Here is a 23,665-nt window from a genome sequence, read left to right on the forward strand (position 1 = left end):
CGAGGCGATCACCACCATCGACAGGGCCATCATGGTGGTCTGGTTGATCCCGGCCATGATGCTCGGCAGGGCCAGCGGCAGTTGCACGCCGAACAGTTGCTGCCAGCGGTTGGCGCCGAAAGCATTGATGGCTTCCATCACCTCGCCGTCGACCTGGCGAATGCCCAGATCGGTCAGGCGAATCAGCGGCGGCGCGGCGTAGATGACGGTCGCGAAAATCGCCGGCACCTTGCCCAGGCCGAACAGCATCAGCACCGGGATCAGGTACACGAAGCTGGGCATGGTTTGCATGATGTCGAGCAGCGGCATCAACACCGAACGCAGGCGATTGCTGCGTGCCGAGAGAATCCCCAGCGGGATGCCGATCAGCACCGAAATGATCGTCGCGACCATCATCAGCGCCAGGGTTTGCATGAGCTTGTCCCACAGGCCGACAGCGCCCACCAGGAACAGCAAACCGACGATCACCGCGGTGGTCGCCACTTTGCGTGTTGCATGCCAGGCCACGGCACCGACGATCGCCAGCATCAACCACCACGGTGCCGCACGCAGCATGCCTTCGAGGTTGACGATGGCCCACAGCAGCGTGTCGGAGATGTGGCGGAACACATCGCCGTAATTGGTCACCAGCGAATCGACCCAACCGTTGACCCAGTCGGCGATGGAAAAGGTAAAGCTTTCGGGAAACATAAGAGACTCTCAATCAAGGGGTTGCGATCAAGCGTCCGACTGCCGATGCCGGCAGCCGGAGAAGCTCAACCTACAAGGCCGCGTCGATTTTCCTGGCGGCGTCGTCGCTCACCCACTTGTGCCAGACTTCAGGATGTTCCTTGAGGAATATTTTCGCCAGTTTTGGCGACTCGATACGTTCCTTCGCCATGCGCCCCAGATTCTGGTTGAGCAGATCAATTGGCAGGTTGACCTTTTCCAGCACGGCCACCAGTTCCGGGGCTTCGTCGTGGAAGGTTTTCGACAGCCCGACCTTGATACTCACAGTCTTGTCGACACCCGGTTTTTCTTCGAGTTTGACCAGATCAACCTGGCCCATCAGCGGGGTGGGCGACCAGTAGTAGAACAGGATCGGCTCGCCACGCTTGTAGCTCGACAGCACCGCCGCATCCAGCGCCGGGCCGGTGCCCGGACGGAAGTTGGTGTAGCTGCTTTCCAGACCGTAGCTCTTGAGCATTTCGCTGTTGTCCAGCTCGCAGGTCCAGCCAGCCGGGCAGTTGTAGAAGCGGCCTTTGGAAGGCTCTTCGGCGTCCTTGAACACGGCGGCGTATTTGCCCAGATCGGCAATGTTTTTCAGGTCAGGGGCTTTGGGCTCAAGCTTGCGCTTGGCATCGCCTTCGACCACATAGCGCGGCACGTACCAGCCTTCAACGGCGCCCACGATCGGCGCGCCGACACCGATGACCTTGCCGGCCTTCTCGGCCTTGTTCCAGACCTCGCTGCGGCCGACCCACTCTTCAGCGAACACTTGAATGTCGTTGCTGCTCAGAGCGTTTTCCATGGTGATGGAGTTGCCCGGCAAGCTATCGGTCTTGCAGTCGTAACCTTTCTCCAGCACCACTTGCAACACGTCGGTCAGCAGCATGCCGCTTTCCCAGTTCAGACCGGCGAATTTCACCGGTTTACCCGATTCGCACCAGCCGGCCGCCTGGGTGGCGCCGGCACTGGCAAGCAGGCCCATCGAAAGCAGTGTGGTCAGCAGGGTCTTGTTCGATTTCATTGTCGTGACGCTCCTAATCATGAGTTGGGCTTACGGCAGTCAAGAGGCATCCAGCCCTGTTCACGTCCAATCAGGCCTGCGCCGCAGCGCGACTGGCCCTGTTTTTCTCAGGTTGTGCATCGCTGTCCTGCTCGACCGGCAGAATCAGGTGATCGGGCACCGTGCTGTGCCATTTTTTTGCGCACACGTAATAAACGGCGGCGGGCAGCACCAGGCCGATGATCCAGGAAATATCCACGTCGCCGAGGGCGGCCACCAGCGGGCCGGTGAAGAACTTGGTGGAAATGAACGGCAGTTGCACCAGCACACCGAACACATAGACGCTGATACCGAGGACGTTCCAGCGGCCATAGCGACCATTCGGATCGGCCAGCGCCGGCACGTCATAGCGCTCGCGAGTGATGCAGTAGTAGTCGACCAGGTTGATCGCGCTCCAAGGCGTGAAAAACGCCAGCAGGAACAGGATGAAGGACTTGAACGCACCGAGGAACGAGTGCTGACCGAGCAACGCGATCAGCGTTGCCGCACCGACGATGACCACCACGAAAACCAGACGTTGCAAGCGCGAGACCTGCAGATGACCTTTGAAACCACTGATGATGGTCGCGATGCACATGAAGCTGCCGTAGGAGTTCAGCGTCGAGATGGTGACCTTGCCGAACGCGATGCTGAAATACAGCAACGCAGCGGTGGCACCGGTTCCGCCCAGACCGACGATATAAGCCACTTCATGGCCGGCGAACTGGCCGTTGGCCGAAGCCGCAGCGAACACACCAAGGATCATCGCCACTTGTGCGCCAATCACCGAACCGGCGCCCGCAGCGAAAAAGGTTTTCACCGCTGACGTCGTGCTCGGCAGGTAGCGGGAATAGTCAGCCACATAAGGGCCGAAAGCGATCTGCCAGGACGCCGCGAGCGACACCGCCAGCAGAAAACTGCTCCAGCTAAAGTGACGGATTTGCAGGAGTGCACCGACGTCGGTCTGACTCATCAGACGCCAGAACAGAAATACGAAAGCAATCACGCCAATGACGCTGGCGACACGGCCAATCCAGTGGATCACCCGATACCCCATCACCGTGACCAGCACGATGACACTGGCGAAGATCAGAATGCCGATGCTGTCGCTGACGCCAAACAACTGGCCCAGCGCCTGGCCGGAAAGCACCGTGCCCGTTGCGGTGAAACCCAAGTACATCAGGCACACCAGCACGATCGGGATGGCCGCACCATAAACGCCGAACTGCACGCGGCTGGAAATCATCTGCGGCAGACCCAGTTTCGGCCCTTGCGCCGCATGCAGCGCCATCACCCCGCCGCCCAGCAGTTGACCGATCAACAGACCGATCAACGACCAGAACACATCACCGCCCAGCACCACGGCCAACGCCCCGGTGACAATCGCGGTGATTTGCAGGTTGGCACCCATCCACAGGGTGAATTGGCTAAACAGACGACCGTGTCTTTCCGCTTCCGGGATGTAGTCGATCGAACGCCTTTCGATCAACGGTTTGTTGCCTGCACGATCGGGGTTAACAGCCATGATTCAACCTCTGTGGATTGTTATTCGAGTTCACTGAGCGTCTTGCGTGAGTTGCTTTTGGTGGGAGCGGGCTTGCTCGCGAAGGGGTCGGCACATTCGAAACATGTGCTGATTGATCCACCGCATTCGTGAGCAAGCCCACTCCCACCCAAAGCATTTCCCACAGAGTTACGTTTATTGACCGGTAATCATCGGCAGGTTCAGCCCCTGCTCCTTCGCGCAGTCGATGGCGATCTGGTAACCGGCATCGGCATGACGCATGACACCGGTGGCCGGGTCGTTGTGCAGCACGCGGGCGATTCGCTCGGCCGCTTCGTCCGTACCGTCGCAGACAATCACCATGCCCGAGTGCTGCGAGAAGCCCATGCCGACGCCACCGCCGTGGTGCAGGGACACCCAGGTCGCGCCACTCGCGGTGTTGAGCAGAGCGTTGAGCAGTGGCCAGTCGGACACAGCGTCGGAACCGTCCTGCATCGATTCGGTTTCGCGGTTCGGGCTGGCCACCGAGCCGGAATCGAGGTGGTCACGACCGATCACGATCGGCGCCGACAACTCGCCGCTACGGACCATTTCGTTGAATGCCAGACCCAGCTTGGCGCGCAGGCCCAGGCCAACCCAGCAGATACGCGCCGGCAAGCCCTGAAAGCTGATGCGCTCGCGGGCCATGTCCAGCCAGTTGTGCAGGTGGGCGTCGTCCGGGATCAACTCTTTGACCTTGGCGTCGGTTTTGTAGATGTCCTGCGGATCGCCCGACAGGGCCGCCCAACGGAACGGGCCGATGCCACGGCAGAACAGCGGACGGATGTAGGCCGGTACGAAACCCGGGAAGTCGAACGCGTTTTCGACGCCTTCTTCCTGCGCCATCTGGCGGATGTTGTTGCCGTAGTCGAAGGTCGGGATGCCTTGCTTCTGGAATTCCAGCATCGCTTTGACGTGCACGGCCATCGACTGCTTGGCGGCTTTGATCACAGCGGCCGGTTCGGTCTTGGCGCGGGCGCGGTATTCGTCCCAGGTCCAGCCGGCCGGCAGATAGCCGTTGAGTGGATCGTGGGCGCTGGTCTGGTCAGTGACCATGTCTGGACGCACACCGCGTTTGACCAGTTCCGGCAAAATTTCAGCGGCGTTGCCCAGCAGCGCGATGGAGATTGCCTTGCCTTCTTTGGTGTACTTGGCGATGCGCGCCAGGGCGTCGTCGAGGTCAGTGGCTTGCTCGTCGACGTAACGGCTTTTCAGGCGGAAATCGATGCTGACCTGCTGGCATTCGATGTTCAGCGAGCAAGCGCCAGCCAGGGTTGCAGCCAGAGGCTGAGCGCCACCCATGCCGCCCAGACCGGCGGTCAGGACCCACTTGCCGGTGAGGTTGTCGTTGTAATGCTGACGACCGGCCTCAACGAAGGTTTCGTAGGTGCCTTGGACGATGCCTTGGCTGCCGATGTAGATCCAGCTGCCGGCGGTCATCTGGCCGTACATGGCCAGGCCTTTGGCGTCGAGTTCGTTGAAATGCTCCCAGCTCGCCCAGTGCGGGACGAGGTTGGAGTTGGCGATCAGTACGCGCGGGGCGTTGCTGTGAGTCTTGAACACGCCGACCGGCTTGCCGGATTGCACCAGCAGGGTCTCGTCGTCATTCAGGTTGGTCAGGCTCTCGACGATCTTGTCGTAGCACTCCCAGTTACGTGCCGCACGACCGATGCCACCGTAGACCACCAGTTCTTTCGGGTTTTCGGCCACTTCCGGATCAAGGTTGTTCATCAGCATGCGCAGCGGCGCTTCGGTCAGCCAGCTTTTGGCGGTCAGCTTGTTACCGCGTGCGGCACGAATTTCGACGTCACGGTGCTTTGTAAAAGGGGCAGTGGTCATTTTGTTGTCAGTCACGAAAAAGACTCCTCAGCGATCAATTCAAACCAACCCTGGCAGTGGGCAAGCAGCCTGTGCGCTTCAATGCGCGACAAGCGAATCAGTGGACGCTGCGGAGAGTCTCAAGCGACTCATACGCATACGTCTTTACTTGTACATACAAGCATATGCAATCAAGCGGCCAACTTGTTGAAGGGCCGTTCAAGAAACATAGCGGACGAGGTTGGAGGACGCCTGAATCAAGGGTTCTGGCGTGGTTTAAATTTTTTGCGGGGGGTGTTCAGGGCGTTGCGAGATTGTTACGAAAGCGTGGTTTTGCGCCACGCTGGGGCGTTCGGTAACAAGTTGGTGCGCCGGGGAAACAAGAAGTGTGAATACATGGGTGGCGAGGGGATTAATCCCCTCGCCACAGGATGTGTGACCCGATTCAGGTTAGCGTGCCGTCAGTTCGATTACGCAGCAACCGGCATTGACGGAGACTTCTACCAACCCGGTGTTACCGTCCAGTTGCAGGCAATCATGCCGGCCAAGTTGTGCCGTTTCCTCACCGACCGTCACGTGCAGCAACTCACTGACACTGAACACCAGCACCGTCCCCGCCGAGCTGAAAAACCGCTGCGCGCCGTCCAGCCATTGCAAGCGTGCGCTGTAGCGCTGCGGAGCATAGATCAGGTTGAAATCGCGAATCGCCCCACCAAGCAACGTGCAGGACACTTGGCTTCCCCCCCCGAAAGCGAACGGGTCGAGGGGTAACAAAGGCTGGGTGTCGTCACCGTCCACACACAAGGTCATGCCGTCACCCTGCAACACGGTGATCACCCGCTGATAACCGGCGAAGGTCGAAAAACCGCCCGACTCCGCGATGTCGGCAATCGACAGGCGCCAGCCAAAACCATCGAGACCGGCACCCGCATCACGGGTGATTTCTTCAGTGCTGCCGCCGCCGTTCTTCCACGGCATGCGCGGGTAGCCTTCGGCGCGTAAAACTTTCAAACCATTCATTTATGAAAGCGTCCTTCCAGACGATGACGAGAACCTGGGTGAATCAGACGCGCAGCCGTCACCGGTTGACGCCCCGACCAGGTGCGGCGGCGAATCAGCAGGCACGGCTCGCCTTTTTCGATCTGCAGCAACTTGCACTCCGACGGTTCGGCAAGAATCGCTTCAACCACATGCTCGCCCTCGGTCAGCGGCGCGACCTGGTTGAGGTAGGCGTAAGGCGTTTGCAGGGTGAAGTCCTGCTTCAAGTATTGCGGGGCGACCAGCGCGTTGACGAAACGGTCTTCGATTTGCACCGGAATGTCGTTTTCGTAATGCACGATCAGCGAGTGAAAGACTTTCTGCCCTTCGCGCATGTCCAGCGCCAGCGCCCGCTCGGAACCGGCGGCCTCTTCTTCAAGGGTGATGACCTGGCAAGTATGGCGATGACCACGGGAGGCGATTTCATCAGCGATGTTGTGCACTTCGAACAGCGCGGACTGGCTCTTCGGTTCGGCGACAAAAGTGCCGACACCTTGCATGCGCACCAGCAGCCCGTCGGCAGTCATCTCGCGCAGCGCGCGGTTGATGGTCATGCGGCTGAAACCGAGCTGATTGACCAGTTCGCTTTCCGACGGCACGCGATAGTGCGGCGGCCAGTTACCGCTGTCGATTTGCTGAGTGATCATCTGTTTGACGCGGGCGTACAAGGGCGCCGGACTGTCGCCCATGTTCGCGGCCAATGGGGAAACTGGAGGCGGAGTCGGCACGGTGGATCCTTGTTCGTCGGTAGAAGTGGCTAGCTTGCCGGAGTTTACCGAGCAGGCAAACGTCTGTATATGTATATACAAATAACACACGATGGGGTGCTGAACCATGTCCGCTTTCTTTGCCGAACGCGCGCTGCTGCCTAACGGATGGGCCAATCATGTACGTCTTGAGGTCAGCGCCGATGGCGTGCTGACCCAAATCCAGGCCGATTCCACCGCAGAGGGCGCTGAACGGCTGAGCGGGCCGTTGCTGCCGGGCATGCCCAATCTGCATTCCCACGCGTTCCAGCGGGCGATGGCCGGACTGGCCGAAGTGGCGGGCAATCCCAACGACAGTTTCTGGACCTGGCGCGACCTGATGTATCGGCTCGTCGGAAAAATCAGCCCGGATCAACTCGGCGTGATCGCCCGCCAGTTGTACATCGAAATGCTCAAGGCCGGTTACACCTCGGTGGCCGAATTTCATTACGTACACCACGACAGCAAGGGTCAGCCGTACGCCGACCCGGCCGAACTGGCGTTGCGCATCAGTCAGGCCGCCAGTGACAGCGGCATCGGCCTGACGCTGCTGCCGGTGCTCTACAGCCATGCTGGTTTTGGCGGCCAGCCCCCGAATGACGGCCAACGCCGCTTCATCAACAGCACCGAAAACTACCTGAAGCTGCAATCGCGTTTGCAGCCGCTGTTGGCGCAGCAAAAGGCGCAATCGCTCGGCCTGTGCTTCCACTCGTTGCGCGCGGTCACCCCGCAGCAAATCAGCGAAGTGCTGGCAGCCAGTGACAAGCAGTGCCCGGTGCACATCCACATCGCCGAGCAGCAAAAGGAAGTCGATGACTGCCTGAGCTGGAGTGGTCGCCGCCCCCTGCAATGGCTCTATGAAAACACCGAAGTCGATCAGCGCTGGTGCCTGGTCCACGCCACTCACGCCAACCCGGAAGAAGTCACGCTGATGGCCAAGAGTCGCGCCATCGCCGGTTTGTGCCTGACCACCGAGGCCAACCTGGGCGACGGGATTTTCCCGGCCGTGGACTTCCTCGCTCAAGGTGGCCGCATGGGTATCGGCTCTGACAGCCATGTGTCACTCAGCGTGGTGGAAGAATTGCGTTGGCTGGAATACGGTCAGCGTCTGCGTGATCAACGACGCAACCGCTTGTATGGCACGGATCAGCCGATGGTCGGGCGCACGTTGTATGACGCGGCACTGGATGGCGGAGCTCAAGCGCTGGGGCAACCGATCGGGGCGCTGGAAGTCGGTAAGCGGGCGGACTGGATTGTGCTTGATGGCAACGATCCGTACCTGGCGACGGCCAGTGGAGACGGGATTCTGAATCGCTGGTTGTTTGCCGGCGGTGATCGTCAGGTGCGTGACGTGCTGGTTAATGGCCAGTGGGTGGTGCGCGATGGACGGCATGCCGGGGAAGAGGACAGCAGTCGCGCCTTCACCCAGGTCCTGCGCGAACTCTTGGGCTGACACAACGCAAAAAATGTGGGAGCGGGCTTGCTCGCGAAAGCGGTGTATCCGTCAACACTTCAGTCGACTGATACGCCCTCTTCGCGAGCAAGCCCGCCCCCACATTTGATAGACGGTGTTGGTTAATTCGAAGTCTTGGCCATCTGCCGGTCCGTGGTGCGCCAGATCAGTCGAGTGGTGTCGTAACCCTGCTGCCGCGCCTTGCTCAGCAGATCCTCACGCACCACGCCGTTGACAGTCGGCGTACGCGACAACAACCACATGTACTTGCGACTCGGGTCGCCGACGATGGCGGTCTTGTAGTCATCGCTGACGTACAACACCCAGTATTCGCCCTTCGCCACACCCGGTATCAGCCGTGAGAACCAGGTGTCGAACTCGACCCACAGCTTGTCGGTCTTGCCCGGCACCTGTGGATAAGCCGTACCCTTGACCTCTTGCCACTCCCAGTCTTTTGTCAGGCAGCGGTTGAACACCCCCATGTTGCCGTCGGGCTGAAGGGTGTAGCGAGCTTCGGATTGCGCGCAATGGCGCTGGAAATACATCGGCAAGCGCGCCAGTTCATACCAGGTGCCTTGGTAACGCTTGAGATTGACGCTGTTGACGGTTTTCGGCGCCAAAGGGTCCACGCCGGACGTGGCGCAGCCGGCCAGTACCAGGCCGGCAAAAAGGATTAGCAATAACCGCTTCATTCTTCTTCTCCGTGGGCGCGAAGCCCCGGTTTACTTCAGGCCTTGGCCGGAAAACATCAGCACTTTGTCACCGGCGTACTGCACGCTGATAAAGCTGTTCTTGTCGCCCCAGGTGCAACTGGACATGCCGAGCGCGCCCGAGCAATCGGTGGGTTTGCCGAGCAAGGTTTCAACCTCGGCCTTGGCCATGCCGGCCGAAAGCTTGGCATAGTTTTCCTGATTGACCTTGCTGCATGCGGCCAACAGCACGCAAAACGACAGCAGGGCGATAGATCGCAGCGACATGGTGTAACTCCTGAAACGAGGGGGGGATGGCAGGGTGCCAACCAGAAGCTTAGAAGAGAAAACCTGCTTCTGGTTCCGTGAGCGAACGGCTATTTATTAGCCCGCCCGTCTGGCTTTTGCCTTTAAATCAGAGACTTTGTAAGGCTATTGAGCATTTCGTCGCCTTTCATCAAAGCCGCCTAATCTTTGGCGCGCAGCGGTCGAAATAAGAGCAGCGCAAAGCCCCCAAGTGTGGCAAATTGCCGCCCTTTCTTGACCAGCCCCTTCGCGGTAGTTCATTCGATGACCAGAAACCTGAAATTCAGCCACAAAATCTTGTTGGCTGCCGCCCTCGTGGTGGCCATTGCGTTCGCCTGTTTCATCTTTTTCAATGACTATCGACAACGCGAAGCCCTGGGCAGCAGCACCGACGCAACAATGCAGGAGCTGGGCAGCCTGACCACCAGCAACATCCAGACCTGGCTGGAAAGCCGCATCCAATTGCTGCAATCGCTGGCCCAGCAAGTTGTCGCCGATGGCAACGCGCCCGCCAGCCTGAAACGCATCATCGACCTGCCCGCCTACACCGGTAACTTCCAGCTCAGCTACTTTGGCGGCGCGGATGGCGTGATGTTCTCGGTACCGGCCGGCAACCGCGCGCCGGATTACGACCCGCGCGCCCGTGGCTGGTACAAAGCGGCCGACAGTGCGCAGCAAACCATCGTCACCGAACCGTACATCGCCGCCTCGTCGGGCAAACTGGTCATCACTGTTGCCACCCCGGTGCAGCGCCAAGGCCAGATGATTGGCGTCGCCGGTGCCGATATCGATCTGAGCAGCGTCAGCGCAATCATCAACTCGCTGAATTTCGGCGGCCATGGTCACGCGTTTATCGTCAGCGCCGATGGCAAGATCCTGATCCACCCGGACAGCAAACTGGTGCTCAAGACCCTCGCCGAGGCCTATCCGAACGGTGCGCCAAACGTCAGCCCCGGTTTGAAGGAAGTCGAGTTCGGCGGCAAGACGCAGTTGATCTCCTTCACCCACGTCAATGGCGTGCCATCGGCTGACTGGTACGTGGCGCTGGTGCTGGATAAAGACACCGCGTTCGCGATGCTCAGCGAATTCCGCACCTCGGCACTGATCGCCATGGTCATCGCCGTGGTGATCATCATCGCGCTGCTTGGCATGCTGATCCGTGTACTGATGCAACCACTGCTGACCATGGGCCGCGCCATGCACGACATCGCCGAAGGCGAAGGCGACCTGACCAAACGTCTGGTGATCCACGGCAACGATGAGTTCGGCGCGCTGGGCACATCGTTCAACCGTTTCGTCGAACGTATCCATACTTCGATCCGCGAAGTGGCCTCCGCGACCGGCCAGGTCAATGAAGTCGCCCTGCGGGTGGTCGCCGCGTCGAACTCTTCGATGTACAACTCCGATCAGCAAGCGAGCCGTACCAACAGCGTCGCCGCCGCGATCAACCAACTCGGAGCCGCCGCCCAGGAAATCGCCCAGAATGCCGCCCTCGCCTCGCAGCACTCCAGCGATGCGCGCAGCCTGGCCGTCGACGGTCAGCAGGTGGTGGATAAAACCATCCACGCCATGCAGCAGTTGTCGGCGAAGATCAGCGACTCCTGCGGCAACATCGAAACCCTGAACAGCAATACGGTGAACATCGGCCAGATTCTGGAGGTGATCACCAGCATTTCGCAGCAGACCAACCTGCTCGCGCTCAACGCCGCGATCGAAGCGGCCCGTGCGGGTGAGGCCGGGCGTGGTTTCGCCGTGGTCGCGGATGAAGTGCGCAACCTCGCACACCGCACTCAGGATTCGGCGCAGCAAGTGCAGGGCATGATCGAAGAGCTGCAAGTCGGCGCCCGTCAGGCCGTCAACATCATGACCGAGAGCCAGCGTGAGAGCGAAAGCAGCGTCGGCATCGCCAACCAGGCCGGCGAGCGCCTGGGCAGCGTGACCCAACGCATTGGCGAGATCGACGGAATGAACCAGTCGGTAGCGACCGCGACTGAAGAGCAGACGGCTGTGGTCGAGTCGATCAACGTCGACATCAACGAGATCAATACGCTGAATCAGGAAGGAGTAGAGAACTTGCAGGCGACGTTGCGGGCGTGCTCGGATCTGGAACAGCAAGCGGCGCGTCTCAAGCAATTGGTCGGCAGCTTCCGCATTTAAAGCGCTGCCACTGGCCCCTTCGCGAGCAGGCTCGCTCCCACATTGGAATGCATTTCAACTGTGGGAGCGAGCCTGCTCGCGAAGAGGGATTGAGTCGCGATGAAGATTTAGAACCGTGACCCCGGCCCAGACAGAAACTCCAATTCTTCAGCCGTAGACGCCCTTCCCAACACCGCATTGCGATGCGGAAACCGCCCAAACCTTGCAATCACTTTCTGATGCCGCTCGGCATAATCCAGATTGTCGGCAAACACCGCACGCTCTGCCTCCGGCTGTTCAGCCACCAATTCGATAAGCCGCGAAACCGCTTCGTTCTGCACCGCGAGGTTTTCGCAGTGTTCGAACACCAGATAGATGAATACCCGTTGAATCGGCTTCAGTTGCCGGTCGAAATCCGCAGCAATGCCTTGCGCAACGAATTTCTGCGCGCGCAGATCGCCAGAGAATGCTTTGGGAGAATCGCGATAGATCATTCGCGGCAGTTGATCGAGCAACAGCACCACCGCTAGCCAACCTTCGGGACATTGCGTCCACTCGGTCAGTTCGCCCGCCAGGGCCTGATCGACAAAGACCCCGAACCGCTCACGCGCTTCGAGGTCTTGACTGTCTTTCTTGCCGAACCACAGCTTGCCCTTGTCAGCCGAAACCTCGTCCGGTGATTCGGCGTGACCGAACCACCAATCGAGCAACGGCTGCCAAGGCGCGTTCATGGCTTAAGCCTTGTGGTAGGCCGTGGCGCGTGCGACTTCTTCTTTCGAACCGAGGAACACCGCAACACGCTGGTGCAGACCTTCCGGCTGAATGTCGAGGATACGCTGGTGACCGTCGGTGGACGCGCCGCCCGCTTGTTCCACCAGGAACGACATCGGGTTGGCCTCGTACATCAGACGCAATTTGCCTGGTTTGGACGGCTCGCGGCTGTCACGCGGGTACATGAACAGACCGCCACGGGTCAGGATGCGGTGCACGTCGGCAACCATCGCCGCGACCCAACGCATGTTGTAGTTCTTTTTCAGTGGACCATCTTCGCCGGCCAGCAACTCGTCGACGTAGCGCTGCACCGGGGCTTCCCAGTGACGCTGGTTGGACATGTTGATGGCGAACTCCTGAGTAGACTCAGGAATGGTGATGTCTTCGTGGGTCAGGACGAAGCTGCCCATTTCGCGGTCCAGGGTGAAGCCTTTGACGCCGTCGCCCAGGGTCAGGACCAGCATGGTCTGCGGCCCGTAGATCGCGTAACCGGCAGCGACCTGCTCGGTGCCTGGCTGCAGGAAAGCTTTTTCGTTCAGCGCTTCGTTCTGGCTCAGGTATTCGTTCGGGCAACGCAATACCGAGAAAATGGTACCGACCGGGGCGTTGATGTCGATGTTCGACGAACCGTCCAGTGGGTCGAACACCAGCAGGTAGGCGCCTTTGGGGTACTTGCCCGGGATCTGGTAGGCATTGTCCATTTCTTCGGACGCCATGCCGGCCAGGTGACCGCCCCATTCATTGGCTTCGAGCAGGATCTCGTTGGAGATCACATCGAGCTTCTTCTGCACTTCGCCTTGCACGTTTTCAGTGCCCATGCTGCCCAGAACACCGCCCAGGGCGCCTTTGGACACGGCGTGGCTGATTTCCTTACAGGCACGCGCCACCACTTCGATCAGGAAGCGCAGATCGGCAGGAGTGTTGTTGCTGCGGGTCTGCTCAATCAAATAGCGACTCAAGGTAACGCGGGACATGGACGGCTCCGGTGGAATGGTGGGCTGAAAACCCGCGCAGTTTACAGGGAGTCTGAAAACGTAGCGAGCAAAGACGCCCGGTAACGTGCGTTGGGGTTCAATTGCATCTATCAGACGTGATCGGGCCCGGAGAGTTCAGGCACCGGATTTAGCGTAGTTGGAAACGGGATGGATGGTAGCTCGGGATTCTTGTCGACCGATTGGCCGTCTTCGCGAGCCTGCTCGCTCCCACAAAAGATCTCCCTTGAATACGGACTTGTGTCCACTGAAGATCAACTGTGGGAGCGGGCTTGCTCGCGAATGGCGCGCAGCGCCAGCCATTCTCAGGAGTTGGCAGGAGGCTTGCGCAGCAAACTCGCCGCCATCACCCCGAGGAACACCACACTCAACAACAACACCGCCCACAGCCCCAACTTCTTCCAGTTGGTTTCAACGACTGCCGTAGTGGCTGTTGTCGAGGCGGGCGTGTTGATGGCTTCGCCCTCTACCGTCGCCTTACCCAACGTCGCCAGTTTCTGCGGTTTGAAATCGGGAATCAGCGTAGCCAGCGGCAGGTTCGCCGTTTTCACCGTCGGATTGCCCAGCGCCAGGCTGTAAGGCCCTGCGCCACGCGCCAGAAAGATCACCTGCGTCGCACGCACTGCGTATTTCAAGCTCGGCGCCTGCTCTCCCAAGCCGCCGCCGCGCTCATCTACGGTCAGTTTCAACTGCTGAACGGTCTGCCCGTAAAGCGACATTTCGTTCTGCACCACGTCCTGATCATTCTGCGTCAGGCGATACAGCAAGCCACTGCTCAACGTCTGCCACGGCAGGCTACTCTCGCGCCGCCCCGCCAACGTCACCGGTGCCAGGCTGTTCGGCTCTTTGAGTTCAACCTGCACCCGTTCGACGTTCAGCCCCATCGGCAACTGCCAGGTGTATTCCCCGGCCTTGGTGCTGCTGCCAGCCAATGCCTGAGACCAGACCAACGGCAGCGGTAGATTGCGCGGGTCGCTGCTTTTCACTTGCGCCAACGTCAGGTTCGGCGCCGAACTCGGTGAATCCCACAGCAAGCGCACATAGCGCGCCGATTGCCCCGGCAACGTCACGTCGTGCTGTTCGATGCGCTCATCGGAAAAGGTCAGGCGCGCCACTTGGCCTTCGCCCCACGGCTGCCAGTGCTGCAAGTCGTCACTGGCCTCAATGCTGAAGCGCTGGAAGCCGTCGCGTTCGCTGGTCCAGTCGAGAATCAATTGCTGCAACGGCGCCTTGATCGCACTCGCGTCGAGCAACCACCCGCGCAGCACTTCTTCGCCCGCCTCTAATTGGCTGGACGGCTGCACCTCGACCAGCGTGCCGTTGGTGGTCGATTGCACGCGCACGTTCGGTGCGTGCTCCGAGGCGTCGGCGGCGTTGTACAGCGGGAACCACTTCACGTCATGCAACTGCCCGTCGTCGCGGGTCTGCGCCGACTCGCGGGCCAAGGCGTAAGCCTGCGGTTCGCCGGCGGCATTGAATACGCGCAGATCGCTGAGATCGGTCTGGCGCGCCTGCAATTGCACATTCAGCGGCAGTTCGAGGCGATACCACGGGCCAGCCCCAGTCACTGAGAGCGGCACCTGCGTGGTGAAGTCCGCCGGTTTTTCCTGGGCGCCGGCAGTCATCACCACGCCCAACGCCAACCAACCCAGATTCAGCATACGACTCAAGATGAAACTCCTTCGGTGTTCGGGGTCGGTTTGTCCGCCACCGGGTCAGCTTCGGTGCGTTTGGGCGGCAGCGGCGCGAAGTAGCCGACCACCAGCAGCAATACGCCAACGCCGATAAACGAGACGATCCGGGCGAGGCCGCCACGGTTGCTCAATTCGACAAAAATCAGTTTGGCCACCACCAGCGCAATCAGCGCCGCGCCGATCAGCCAGACTTCGCGGCGATGACGCAGATGCCCGCCGATCATCAGTCCCAGCGCCATCAGCGTCCAGACAATGGACAACCCCGCCTGCACCAGCATCGACGCCAGCAACTGATCGAGTTCGAACGGGATCCCGGCCCAATGATGTGCGGCGCGAGTCACCAACGCGGTGCAGAAGGCGAACAGCGAAACTCCGGCGATCAGTTGCGTGGCGTAATCGGCGTAGTCCTGTCGGATCGACAACTGCGACACCGTGCTGCGCGACCAGACATAAACGCCGAACAGCGCAAACAGCAGGCCCAGTTCCAGTGGGTTGAGCAGCGGCACGTAAGGCAGCGGTTCGGCGTTGCCATCGCTGATCCCGTTGGCCAGCCAGAACCAGCCGAGCATCAACACCGCCAACGGTGCAGCGGCGTACAAGCGGTATTGGCGGGCAAACGCGGCGACGGGCCAAGGCCAATTGCGCGGTGCGGCCGCCAGCAACAGATACAGGCTCGGCAAAATCGCCCAGCCCAACCAACGCCAAGCGTTGTATTGCTCGGACAACAGCAGCAAGCCGTAGCGCAGTTCCAGCGACAGCACGCCGATCAATAGCCAGCAGCCCAGCACATGCGCAGTGCTCAAGGCCCGCGCCGACAGCATCGGCGCCAAGCGCCGCAAGCTGAGGAAATGCACCGCGAACACCACAGCCCACGCCAGCCAGCCGACGTCTGCCGCCGGGTGATAACGCGAATGCCAAGCCGCGAGCAAAACCAGCCCGGCGGCCGGCATCAACAAGGTGCACAGCAAACCCAGCGCCGGCCATTTCAAGCGCAGTGACAGCAGCGTCCACAATGCCACACTCAGTGCCGCGACCAGCAACAGCAGAGAGTCTTCAAGATTCACTGGCGCAAAGCCCAGCACTTCATTGACCCACGCGAACGTCCACCAACCGGCGCCCCACACCAGCAACACCTCGGACAAACGCTGCAAACTCAACACATCAAACGCCGACGCGTGATGACCCAGTTGCAGGCGCCAAGCGCCGATCATCGCGGCCAGGCTCAGCACCAACGGCGTCCAGAATCCGCCGTGCGCCAACGGCTTGTAACCTTCACTGACCAACGGCTCAAGCCACTCGGAACCGGCGAGCAAAAACGCCGCGCCGCCGATCACCTGCAACAGCAGACCGAAGACAAAACTCACCCGCTGCTTGAGGTACAGGCTCAGCCAGATGATCAACAAACCACTGGCCGCCCACACTGCGCTCGCGGTCTGCCACGGCAGGACAAACAGCACCGCCAGATTGATCAGCACCAGACCGGCCAGCAACACCACCGACAAGCCGCGCAGCAGACGCACATCGGCGCGCACCATCTCATCGCGAGCGGCCAGCAACATGCCGGCGATCAAGGCCAGCCCGATCAAAGAGGCACTGAGCAAACCGCTCCAGCCGGCGCTGAAAACCGCGGCCGAATCTACGCCCCCGCCTTGCAAGCGCAGCAGGAACAACGCGCCGCCCAGCAGTTGCACGGCAAACGCCGTGAACAGGAACGTGCGCGATTGCAGGCGCAGACCGACGAACAACGTCGCCAGACCGGCCAGCGCCCAACTGATCGCCGTGCCCTGGATGAAGAAGTACAGCGGCGCCAGCAGGTAAAGGCACGTCAGGCCCAGGCACGCCAGCACCGGCAGGCCTTGGCGCTCCCAAGGCGAGGCCTGTTCCGGCGTGGCTTTGCGCAGTTGATAGAAGCTGAACAACAACGCGACGCCGAGCATCAGCGCACCTAACGGTGCCCCATCGAGCAGACTGCTCTCGCCGATGCGCAACTGACTGAGGAACGCCAGCGCCGACCCCAGTTGCAACAGCAAAGCAAAGGCCCGGGCGAATGGGCGATGCTGACGCAAGCCGAGCCAGAAAATCCCCGCGCCCTCCACTGCCCACGCCGCAGACGTCCAACGTGCATCGAGCCCGAGCGGAATCGCCAGACTGGCAAAAATCACCCCCAGCGCCAGACAGGTTTCGCCCAGCAGCACGGCACGCCCGGCCATCAACACTTTGGCCAGGCCCATGTAGATCATGCCCAGTGCAAGGGCGCTGAATGCCGCAGCGAATTCCAGATGCTGCACCAGCGCAAACTGCAAACCAAAGCCGACAATCGGCGGGCCGAACAGCATCGTCCCATCGACGTAATCACCCTTGCGCGCCGACCAGTGCAGCAGCGCCTCACGGTCGCCGTCTGCCGGAGCATCAGGCATGTCGAGTAGTTTTCGGCGGGCGAACAACAAGCCAATGGCCAGGTACATCAAGAAGAACAGAATCAGAAACGGCTCGGTGCTCCACAAAAGCTGCGGCGCATAAGAACGCAGCCCCCAGGCGAAACCGATGCCAAAGGTGCCAACAAAGCCAATCAGGTTGAGCAGGCGCCAAGCCTTGAACCAGGCGATGGCGAGGATGCCGGCGTTGAGCAGCGCGAAATAACTGAACAGCGCGACATGGTTGCCAGCGCCGGTCGAAGTCAGAATCGGTGCAGCGAAACCGCCGAGCGCGGCGACACACGCCAGCGCCAGGGCGTCCTGGGTAATCGCCAGAATCGCCGAGAACACCGTCACCGCCACCAACAAGCCCAGCGCGGCGGACGGCTCCAGCAACGGATGCAGGCGCATCGCCGCAAACACTGTCAGGTACAACACCGCGATGCCGGTGCCTTGCAGCATCAACGCATAACTGCTGTTGCGGTGCCGCAGCCACCAGCCCAGCGCCAGCAAGCCCAGTGCCGCGGCAGCGACCCCGGCGTAACGCAGTTCGATCGGCACCACCATGCCTTCAGTGGCATAGCGCAGCAGAAACGCCAGGCCGAAGAACAACAACACCACGCCAACGCGCAGCACGGTGTTGCCACCGAACAGCCAGTTGCGTGCCGCGCTGATGCCACGCTCGATCAGGTTCGGACCACGGGGCTCGGCGGGTTGTTGAGGTTCGGTGGTAACGGCTTCGAGGCGCCAGACATCGTCCGGCAGCGGTTGATTGGTTTCGTGGGCAGCGGCGGAGATCGGTACGAGTTCGGGCGGCAGTTCCCAAACGAGTTCGGGTGCCGGCGCCTGTTCAACGATTTTTGCGGGTTCGACGACAGGTTCACTGGCCGGTGCCGCACTCGACGGCGGTGCGGCTTGCACGGGCGTGCCTTCGAGCAGGAACAGCCGCTGCTCGACCGCCTGCAAGGCGACCTTTGCCTGTTCAAGTTGACGCTGTTGTTCGGCGGCCTGTTTGCCGATCCGGGCGATGCGCAGCGTTTGCCCAATCGCAAGTCCCAGCAGCGCACCCAACAGCGCCGTGCTGAACGACTCGTCAAGCAGCCAGCCGAGCACCAGCCCGATCAACATGAACATCCATTGCATGGTCGATATCCCTAAGCGGCCCCTTAAAGGGGCAATCCCGGCAGTTGCTTCAGTCTAGGCACAATCTAACGGTGGGAGCGGGCTCGCTCGCGAAGGCGTCGTCAGTCGATATTAAAATTGACTGATCCATCGCTTTCGCGAGCAAGCCGGCTCCCACCGGGGGCTTGTGGTGACTGATACATCCGGTAACCGGCGCTCAGTATATCGATCTGGCCCAACAAACGTTGGGCCTTACGCACATTTGTTGCGCAAAGTTACTCCAGCGCTTTCCAGATATCCGTGGCGTACTCGCGAATCGTCCGGTCCGAGGAGAACCAGCCCATCCGCGCCGTGTTGAGCACCGCCGAACGCCACCAGTTATTGCTGTCGTGCCAAAGCTCTTCAACGCGCTTCTGCGCCTCCCAGTAGGAGTCGAAGTCGGCACAGACCAGGAACCGGTCGTAATCGACCAGCGAGTCGATCAGCCCGGTGTAGCGTGAGGTGTCGTCCGGCGAGAACACCCCGCTGCGGATCGCTTGCAACACATCGTTGAGGCGATGGGACGCGGCGATGTCCGGCGCGGCGCTGAACTCGTGGTTCTGTTTACGCGCTTCCACCTGCTGGGCGCTGAGGCCGAAGATGAACATGTGCTCGGCGCCAATACGCTCGCACATTTCCACGTTGGCGCCGTCCAGCGTACCGATGGTCAGCGCACCGTTAAGGCCGAACTTCATGTTGCTGGTGCCCGAAGCCTCGAAACCGGCGGTGGAAATCTGCTCTGACAAGTCCGCCGCCGGAATAATGCTCTCCGCCAGACTGACGTTGTAATTGGGCAGGAACACCACTTTCAGCAAGCCACGCACGGTCGGGTCGTTGTTAACCACCCGGGCGATGTCGTTGGTCAGTTTGATGATCAGCTTGGCTTGGTGATAACTGGCCGCCGCTTTACCGGCGAAGATTTTCACTCGCGGCACCCAGTCGATTTCAGGCTCGGCGCGAATCGCCTGATACAACGCCACGGTATGCATCAGGTTGAGCAACTGGCGTTTGTATTCGTGGATCCGTTTGACCTGCACATCGAACATCGCCGCCGGGTTGACCGCGATCCCCAGCCGTTCGTGAATCAGATAAGCCAAGGCCTTTTTGCTGTGCAACCGCTGCTCGGCGAAGGCTTTGCGAAAGGCCGGTTTTTCTGCGAACGGTTCGAGGTCGAGCAGGCGTTCTTCCGGGTTGTCCAAAATGTCCGGGCCAAGCGCATCGACCAGCATCGAGGTCAATTCGGCGTTGGCCTGGAACAGCCAGCGGCGGAAGGTGATGCCGTTGGTTTTGTTGTTGATCCGCTCCGGGTAGAGCTTGTGCAATTCGGCAAACACGGTTTTGCGCATCAGTTGCGTATGCAGCCCTGATACGCCGTTGACGCTATGCGAACCGAGGAAGGCGAGGTTACCCATGCGCACCCGGCGGCCGTTGTCTTCCTCGATCAATGACACCGCACGCAGTACGTCGAAGTCGTGAATACCCTTGGCCCGCAATGAATCGATGTGCTGGGCATTGATCAGGTAAATGATCTGCATGTGCCGCGGCAGCATGCGCTCCATCAAACCCACCGGCCAGGTTTCCAACGCTTCGGGCAACAACGTGTGGTTGGTGTACGACAGCGTGTCCACTGTGACTTGCCACGCCGCATCCCACGCCACGTCGTAGACGTCGACCAGTTGGCGCATCAGTTCGGCCACAGCGATCGACGGGTGGGTGTCGTTAAGTTGAATGGCAGCATGATCACCCAGGGTCAACACCGAGGTGTGCATGTTGCGATGGCGACGGAGCAAGTCCTGCAAAGATGCGGCGACGAAGAAATATTCCTGGCGCAGACGCAGTTCTTGCCCCGCTTCGGTGCTGTCCGCCGGGTAGAGCACGCGGGAAATACTTTCGGCACGGGCCACTTCGGCCACGGCGCCCAAGTGGTCACCGGCGTTGAAGCGTTCCAGGTGCAGATCTTCCATGGCCCGAGCCCGCCACAGGCGCAAGGTGTTGACGCTTGCCCCGCGCCAGCCGACGACCGGCGTGTCATAGGCAATCGCCCGAACGGTTTCCGCCGGCGACCAGACCTGTCTGGTTTTACCGCTGGCATCGGTGACGGTTTCAACGCTGCCACCAAAACCGATGGAGTAGACGACTTCCGGCCGCTCGAACTCCCACGGGTTGCCGAAATCCAGCCAGTGTTCGGTCTGTTCCTGCTGCCAGCCGTCGACGATGGCCTGACGGAACAAGCCGTGTTCATAGCGAATGCCGTAGCCATGGCCGGCGATGCCGAGGGTGGACATGCTTTCCATGAAGCACGCGGCCAATCGTCCGAGACCACCGTTGCCCAGCGCTGCGTCAGGCTCCAGCAGGCGAATGCGTTCCAGATCGACACCCAGTTCGGTCAGCGCCTCTCGGGCGACGTCGAGCAGGCCGAGGTTGCTCAGGCTGTCGTAGAGCAAGCGGCCGATGAGGAATTCCAGCGAGAGGTAATACACCCGCTTCTGGCCTTTGCGGTAGATCTGCCGGGTGTGATCCATCCAGTGCTCGACCATGTGATCGCGCGCCGCCAGGGCAATGGCTTCGAACCAGTCATGGTCAAAGGCGTGATCGGGGTCTTTGCCCACCGCGTAGGTGAGTTTGGTCAGGACGGCGTCGCGGAATGCGGCCACCTCTGCTTCGCGAACTAATGGTTCTTGAGTCATCGATACGACCTCGGGCGAGCGGGGAATTGTCTGAGCCTAGACGGTCTGACCGACGGTAGCGGCTCTGGTTCGGCAGTTTTTCCCGGGACTGTGAGATAGCCCGGCAATCGCTTGGCATCTACCCCAATGAATGCAGGGGCCGTGCCGATTTGTCCGGTCAAATGGCGGTATACAGAAAATATCTGGCGAAAGGTTGTTCAAAAATCCACCCGTCCCGGTATGATCGCGCGCCCTGATGCACACGCCTGGTAACTCCCGATGATGAAGCCCAACCTGATTGCCGCCGCCGAGATCGATCGTCTCGATACGTGGGCCAAATACTCGGCCCCGATGTGCGGCTCTTGTGTCTCCAGCTGCTGCACGCTGCCGGTCGAGGTGAAGATCAAGGATCTGGTGCGCATCGGCGTGGTCGACGAGTTCGAGTTGGGCGATCCACCGAAGAACATCGCCAAGCGCCTGCAAAAGGAAGGACTGGTCGAGCGCTTCAATCAGAAGTCGGGGATCTTCACCCTGCAGCGCATGAGCAACAACGATTGCTACTACCTGGATCGTAAGTCGCGCCTGTGCACCATTTATGACAAGCGCCCGGACACCTGCCGCAATCACCCCAAGATCGGCCCGCGACCGGGGTATTGCGCGTACAAGCCGAAGGAAGTGGTGCGCGAGCAGAATTTCCGCGCGATCGAGAAGTTTTGATCCCTCCTGAGATTTTCGGTGGCTGATCGGCCGCCTTCGCGAGCAAGCCCGCACACATTTGGAATGCGTTCCCCCCTGTGGGAGCGGACTTGCTCGCGAAGAGGCCGACAAACACACCGAATAATCCCCAGACAAACAAAAACGCCCCCGGTCTCGCGACCGGGGGCGTTTTCATTCAGCCAGAACTAAATACTTAGATCTTGGCTTTCTTGGCAGCGCGGGTACGCTCGCTTTCGTCCAGGATCTTCTTGCGAAGACGGATGGACTTAGGAGTAACTTCGCACAGCTCGTCTTCCTGGATGTATTCCAGAGCCTGTTCCAGAGTGAACTTCACTGGTGGAACCAGAGCGATGGTTTCGTCTTTGCCCGAAGCACGCATGTTGTCGAGCTTCTTGCCTTTGGTTGGGTTGATACCCAGGTCGTTGTCGCGGCTGTTCTGGCCGACAATTTGACCGGTGTAGATCTCTTGACCGTGTTCAACGAACAGCTTGCCACGCGCCTGCAGGGTTTCCAGGGAGTAGGTCAGAGCCTTGCCGGTTTCAACCGAAACCAGAACGCCGTTCTGACGGCCGGACATGTGGCCCGACTTCACGGTGTCGTAGCGATCGAAGATCGAGGTCAGGATGCCAGCACCGTTGGTCAGGGTCAGGAACTGGTTACGGAAACCAATCAGACCACGAGCAGGGATGTTGTATTCCAGACGAACACGGCCCTTACCATCCGGCACCATGTTGGTCAGGTCGCCTTTACGCAGACCCATCTCTTCCATGACCTTGCCCTGCGAATCTTCAGGGATGTCGATGGTCACGTTTTCGAACGGTTCTTGCTTGACGCCGTTCACTTCACGAATGATCACTTCCGGACGGCCCAGGGCCAGTTCGAAGCCTTCGCGACGCATGGTTTCGATCAGTACCGAGAGGTGCAGCTCACCACGGCCGGAAACCTTGAACTTGTCAGCGGTGTCGCCTTCTTCAACGCGCAGAGCAACGTTGTACAGCAGCTCTTTGTCCAGACGGTCCTTGATGTTACGGGACGTCACGAACTTGCCTTCTTTACCGCAGAATGGCGAGTCGTTTACCTGGAAGGTCATCGAAACGGTTGGCTCGTCAACGGTCAGAGGCTTCATCGCCTCGACAGTGTCCGGGTGGCACAGGGTGTCGGAGATGAACAGCGAGTCCATACCGCTGACGCAAACGATATCGCCTGCAAAAGCTTCTTCAACGTCGATACGGTGCAGACCGTGGTGACCCATCAGCTTCAGGATACGACCGTTACGCTTCTTGCCGTCGGCACCGATAGCAACAACCGGGGTGTTCGGCTTGACGCTACCACGAGCGATACGGCCAACACCGATAACACCCAGGAAGCTGTTGTAGTCCAGTGCCGAGATTTGCATCTGGAACGGACCTTCACGGTCAACTTTTGGCGCTGGAACGTGGTCGACGACCGCTTGGTACAGCGGGGTCATGTCTTCAGCCATGGCGGTGTGATCCAGACCGGCGATGCCGTTCAGGGCCGAGGCGTAAACAACCTGGAAGTCCAGTTGTTCTTCGGTCGCACCGAGGTTGTCGAACAGGTCGAAGATCTGGTCCAGAACCCAGTCCGGACGCGCGCCTGGACGGTCAACCTTGTTGATCACCACGATTGGACGCAGGCCGGCTTCGAAAGCCTTCTTGGTCACGAAACGGGTTTGCGGCATAGGGCCGTCTTGAGCGTCAACCAGCAGCAGAACGGAGTCAACCATCGACATTACGAGTTCAACTACGCCGCCGAA

Annotated in this window: 17 protein-coding genes and 1 pseudogene; 4 read left to right on the top strand and 14 right to left on the bottom strand. The window is 60.2% G+C overall.

Annotated elements, in window-relative coordinates; all coding sequences use genetic code 11:
* The 6 genes from ACIOU6_RS24905 to hutC form a co-directional block, all read right to left on the bottom strand.
* Window positions 1–690, bottom strand: a 690-nt coding sequence (locus ACIOU6_RS24905; RefSeq protein ID WP_401139206.1) for an ABC transporter permease, incomplete at its 3' end; no start/stop codon positions are given.
* A gap of 70 nt (window positions 691–760) precedes the next feature.
* Window positions 761–1,729 carry an ABC transporter substrate-binding protein gene (locus ACIOU6_RS24910; RefSeq protein ID WP_401139208.1) on the bottom strand — a complete coding sequence of 323 codons (969 nt, stop codon included), beginning with the start codon at window positions 1,727–1,729 and terminating at the stop codon, window positions 761–763.
* Between the two features lie 70 nt (window positions 1,730–1,799).
* A complete protein-coding gene (locus ACIOU6_RS24915; RefSeq protein WP_401139210.1) occupies window positions 1,800–3,272 on the bottom strand; it encodes a purine-cytosine permease family protein in 1,473 nt (490 codons plus the stop codon).
* A 174-nt stretch (window positions 3,273–3,446) separates the two neighbouring features.
* Window positions 3,447–5,129: a urocanate hydratase gene (hutU, locus tag ACIOU6_RS24920; RefSeq protein ID WP_401139221.1), complete on the bottom strand. Its 1,683-nt coding sequence runs from the start codon at window positions 5,127–5,129 to the stop codon at window positions 3,447–3,449.
* Between the two features lie 429 nt (window positions 5,130–5,558).
* Window positions 5,559–6,128 (bottom strand): HutD family protein, encoded by a 570-nt coding sequence (locus ACIOU6_RS24925; protein ID WP_401139211.1) that lies wholly within the window; start codon window positions 6,126–6,128, stop codon window positions 5,559–5,561.
* Window positions 6,125–6,835: a histidine utilization repressor gene (gene hutC / locus ACIOU6_RS24930; protein WP_221733185.1), complete on the bottom strand. Its 711-nt coding sequence runs from the start codon at window positions 6,833–6,835 to the stop codon at window positions 6,125–6,127. The genes ACIOU6_RS24925 and hutC overlap by 4 nt, the downstream gene beginning before the upstream one ends.
* 145 nt (window positions 6,836–6,980) lie before the next feature.
* Here hutC and ACIOU6_RS24935 point away from each other — a divergent pair, with 145 nt between their 5' ends.
* Window positions 6,981–8,345 carry a formimidoylglutamate deiminase gene (locus tag ACIOU6_RS24935; protein ID WP_401139213.1) on the top strand — a complete coding sequence of 455 codons (1,365 nt, stop codon included), beginning with the start codon at window positions 6,981–6,983 and terminating at the stop codon, window positions 8,343–8,345.
* A gap of 122 nt (window positions 8,346–8,467) precedes the next feature.
* On the opposite strand, the gene ACIOU6_RS24940 is transcribed toward ACIOU6_RS24935, so the two are convergent.
* Complete coding sequence (locus ACIOU6_RS24940; RefSeq protein ID WP_221733125.1) at window positions 8,468–9,037, bottom strand: lipocalin family protein; 570 nt, start codon at window positions 9,035–9,037, stop codon at window positions 8,468–8,470.
* 30 nt (window positions 9,038–9,067) lie between these two features.
* Window positions 9,068–9,322, bottom strand: a complete 255-nt coding sequence (locus tag ACIOU6_RS24945) for a lipoprotein (RefSeq protein WP_042557222.1) — start codon at window positions 9,320–9,322, stop codon at window positions 9,068–9,070.
* A 282-nt stretch (window positions 9,323–9,604) separates the two neighbouring features.
* Here ACIOU6_RS24945 and ACIOU6_RS24950 point away from each other — a divergent pair.
* Together ACIOU6_RS24950 and ACIOU6_RS24955 are read left to right on the top strand one after the other, a co-directional pair.
* Window positions 9,605–10,639, top strand: a pseudogene (locus tag ACIOU6_RS24950) (cache domain-containing protein); the annotation flags it as partial.
* 93 nt (window positions 10,640–10,732) lie between these two features.
* Window positions 10,733–11,497 carry a methyl-accepting chemotaxis protein gene (locus ACIOU6_RS24955; protein ID WP_401139223.1) on the top strand — a complete coding sequence of 255 codons (765 nt, stop codon included), beginning with the start codon at window positions 10,733–10,735 and terminating at the stop codon, window positions 11,495–11,497.
* A 107-nt stretch (window positions 11,498–11,604) separates the two neighbouring features.
* Here ACIOU6_RS24955 and ACIOU6_RS24960 read toward each other — a convergent pair whose 3' ends face one another.
* The 5 genes from ACIOU6_RS24960 to ACIOU6_RS24980 form a co-directional block, all read right to left on the bottom strand.
* The gene (locus ACIOU6_RS24960; RefSeq protein WP_401139216.1) at window positions 11,605–12,207 is read right to left on the bottom strand and encodes a DUF924 family protein; all 603 of its coding nucleotides are present in this window, start codon (window positions 12,205–12,207) and stop codon (window positions 11,605–11,607) included.
* 3 nt (window positions 12,208–12,210) lie between these two features.
* Window positions 12,211–13,221, bottom strand: coding sequence for a class 1 fructose-bisphosphatase (locus tag ACIOU6_RS24965; protein WP_221733128.1), 1,011 nt, complete (start codon window positions 13,219–13,221; stop codon window positions 12,211–12,213).
* A 323-nt stretch (window positions 13,222–13,544) separates the two neighbouring features.
* Complete coding sequence (locus ACIOU6_RS24970) at window positions 13,545–14,909, bottom strand: DUF3999 domain-containing protein (RefSeq protein WP_221733129.1); 1,365 nt, start codon at window positions 14,907–14,909, stop codon at window positions 13,545–13,547.
* The gene (locus tag ACIOU6_RS24975; RefSeq protein WP_401139218.1) at window positions 14,906–18,490 is read right to left on the bottom strand and encodes a DUF2339 domain-containing protein; all 3,585 of its coding nucleotides are present in this window, start codon (window positions 18,488–18,490) and stop codon (window positions 14,906–14,908) included. The genes ACIOU6_RS24970 and ACIOU6_RS24975 overlap by 4 nt, the downstream gene beginning before the upstream one ends.
* Before the next feature lie 254 nt (window positions 18,491–18,744).
* On the bottom strand, window positions 18,745–21,195 hold the full coding sequence (locus tag ACIOU6_RS24980; protein ID WP_221733131.1) for a glycogen/starch/alpha-glucan phosphorylase: 2,451 nt from the start codon (window positions 21,193–21,195) through the stop codon (window positions 18,745–18,747).
* 258 nt (window positions 21,196–21,453) lie between these two features.
* Here ACIOU6_RS24980 and ACIOU6_RS24985 point away from each other — a divergent pair, with 258 nt between their 5' ends.
* Window positions 21,454–21,891: a YkgJ family cysteine cluster protein gene (locus ACIOU6_RS24985; RefSeq protein ID WP_038359983.1), complete on the top strand. Its 438-nt coding sequence runs from the start codon at window positions 21,454–21,456 to the stop codon at window positions 21,889–21,891.
* A 193-nt stretch (window positions 21,892–22,084) separates the two neighbouring features.
* On the opposite strand, the gene typA is transcribed toward ACIOU6_RS24985, so the two are convergent.
* On the bottom strand, window positions 22,085–23,665 hold a 1,581-nt coding region (typA, locus tag ACIOU6_RS24990), incomplete at its 5' end, for a translational GTPase TypA (protein ID WP_401139220.1).

Origin of the sequence: Pseudomonas sp. NPDC087615 (assembly GCF_044743445.1) — a bacterium.
In the GTDB taxonomy this organism is placed as follows: Bacteria; Pseudomonadota; Gammaproteobacteria; order Pseudomonadales; family Pseudomonadaceae; genus Aquipseudomonas; species Aquipseudomonas baetica_A.

Coding starts and splice junctions, on each gene's coding strand:
- ACIOU6_RS24955 (WP_401139223.1), top strand. CDS start 10,733: ATGTACAACTCCGATCAGCAAGCGAGCCGTACCAACAGCGTCGCCGCC.
- ACIOU6_RS24965 (WP_221733128.1), bottom strand. CDS start 13,221: ATGTCCCGCGTTACCTTGAGTCGCTATTTGATTGAGCAGACCCGCAGC.
- hutC (WP_221733185.1), bottom strand. CDS start 6,835: ATGGGCGACAGTCCGGCGCCCTTGTACGCCCGCGTCAAACAGATGATC.
- ACIOU6_RS24925 (WP_401139211.1), bottom strand. CDS start 6,128: ATGAATGGTTTGAAAGTTTTACGCGCCGAAGGCTACCCGCGCATGCCG.
- ACIOU6_RS24980 (WP_221733131.1), bottom strand. CDS start 21,195: ATGACTCAAGAACCATTAGTTCGCGAAGCAGAGGTGGCCGCATTCCGC.
- ACIOU6_RS24960 (WP_401139216.1), bottom strand. CDS start 12,207: ATGAACGCGCCTTGGCAGCCGTTGCTCGATTGGTGGTTCGGTCACGCC.
- ACIOU6_RS24940 (WP_221733125.1), bottom strand. CDS start 9,037: ATGAAGCGGTTATTGCTAATCCTTTTTGCCGGCCTGGTACTGGCCGGC.
- hutU (WP_401139221.1), bottom strand. CDS start 5,129: ATGACCACTGCCCCTTTTACAAAGCACCGTGACGTCGAAATTCGTGCC.
- ACIOU6_RS24935 (WP_401139213.1), top strand. CDS start 6,981: ATGTCCGCTTTCTTTGCCGAACGCGCGCTGCTGCCTAACGGATGGGCC.
- ACIOU6_RS24915 (WP_401139210.1), bottom strand. CDS start 3,272: ATGGCTGTTAACCCCGATCGTGCAGGCAACAAACCGTTGATCGAAAGG.
- ACIOU6_RS24945 (WP_042557222.1), bottom strand. CDS start 9,322: ATGTCGCTGCGATCTATCGCCCTGCTGTCGTTTTGCGTGCTGTTGGCC.
- ACIOU6_RS24985 (WP_038359983.1), top strand. CDS start 21,454: ATGATGAAGCCCAACCTGATTGCCGCCGCCGAGATCGATCGTCTCGAT.
- ACIOU6_RS24975 (WP_401139218.1), bottom strand. CDS start 18,490: ATGCAATGGATGTTCATGTTGATCGGGCTGGTGCTCGGCTGGCTGCTT.
- ACIOU6_RS24910 (WP_401139208.1), bottom strand. CDS start 1,729: ATGAAATCGAACAAGACCCTGCTGACCACACTGCTTTCGATGGGCCTG.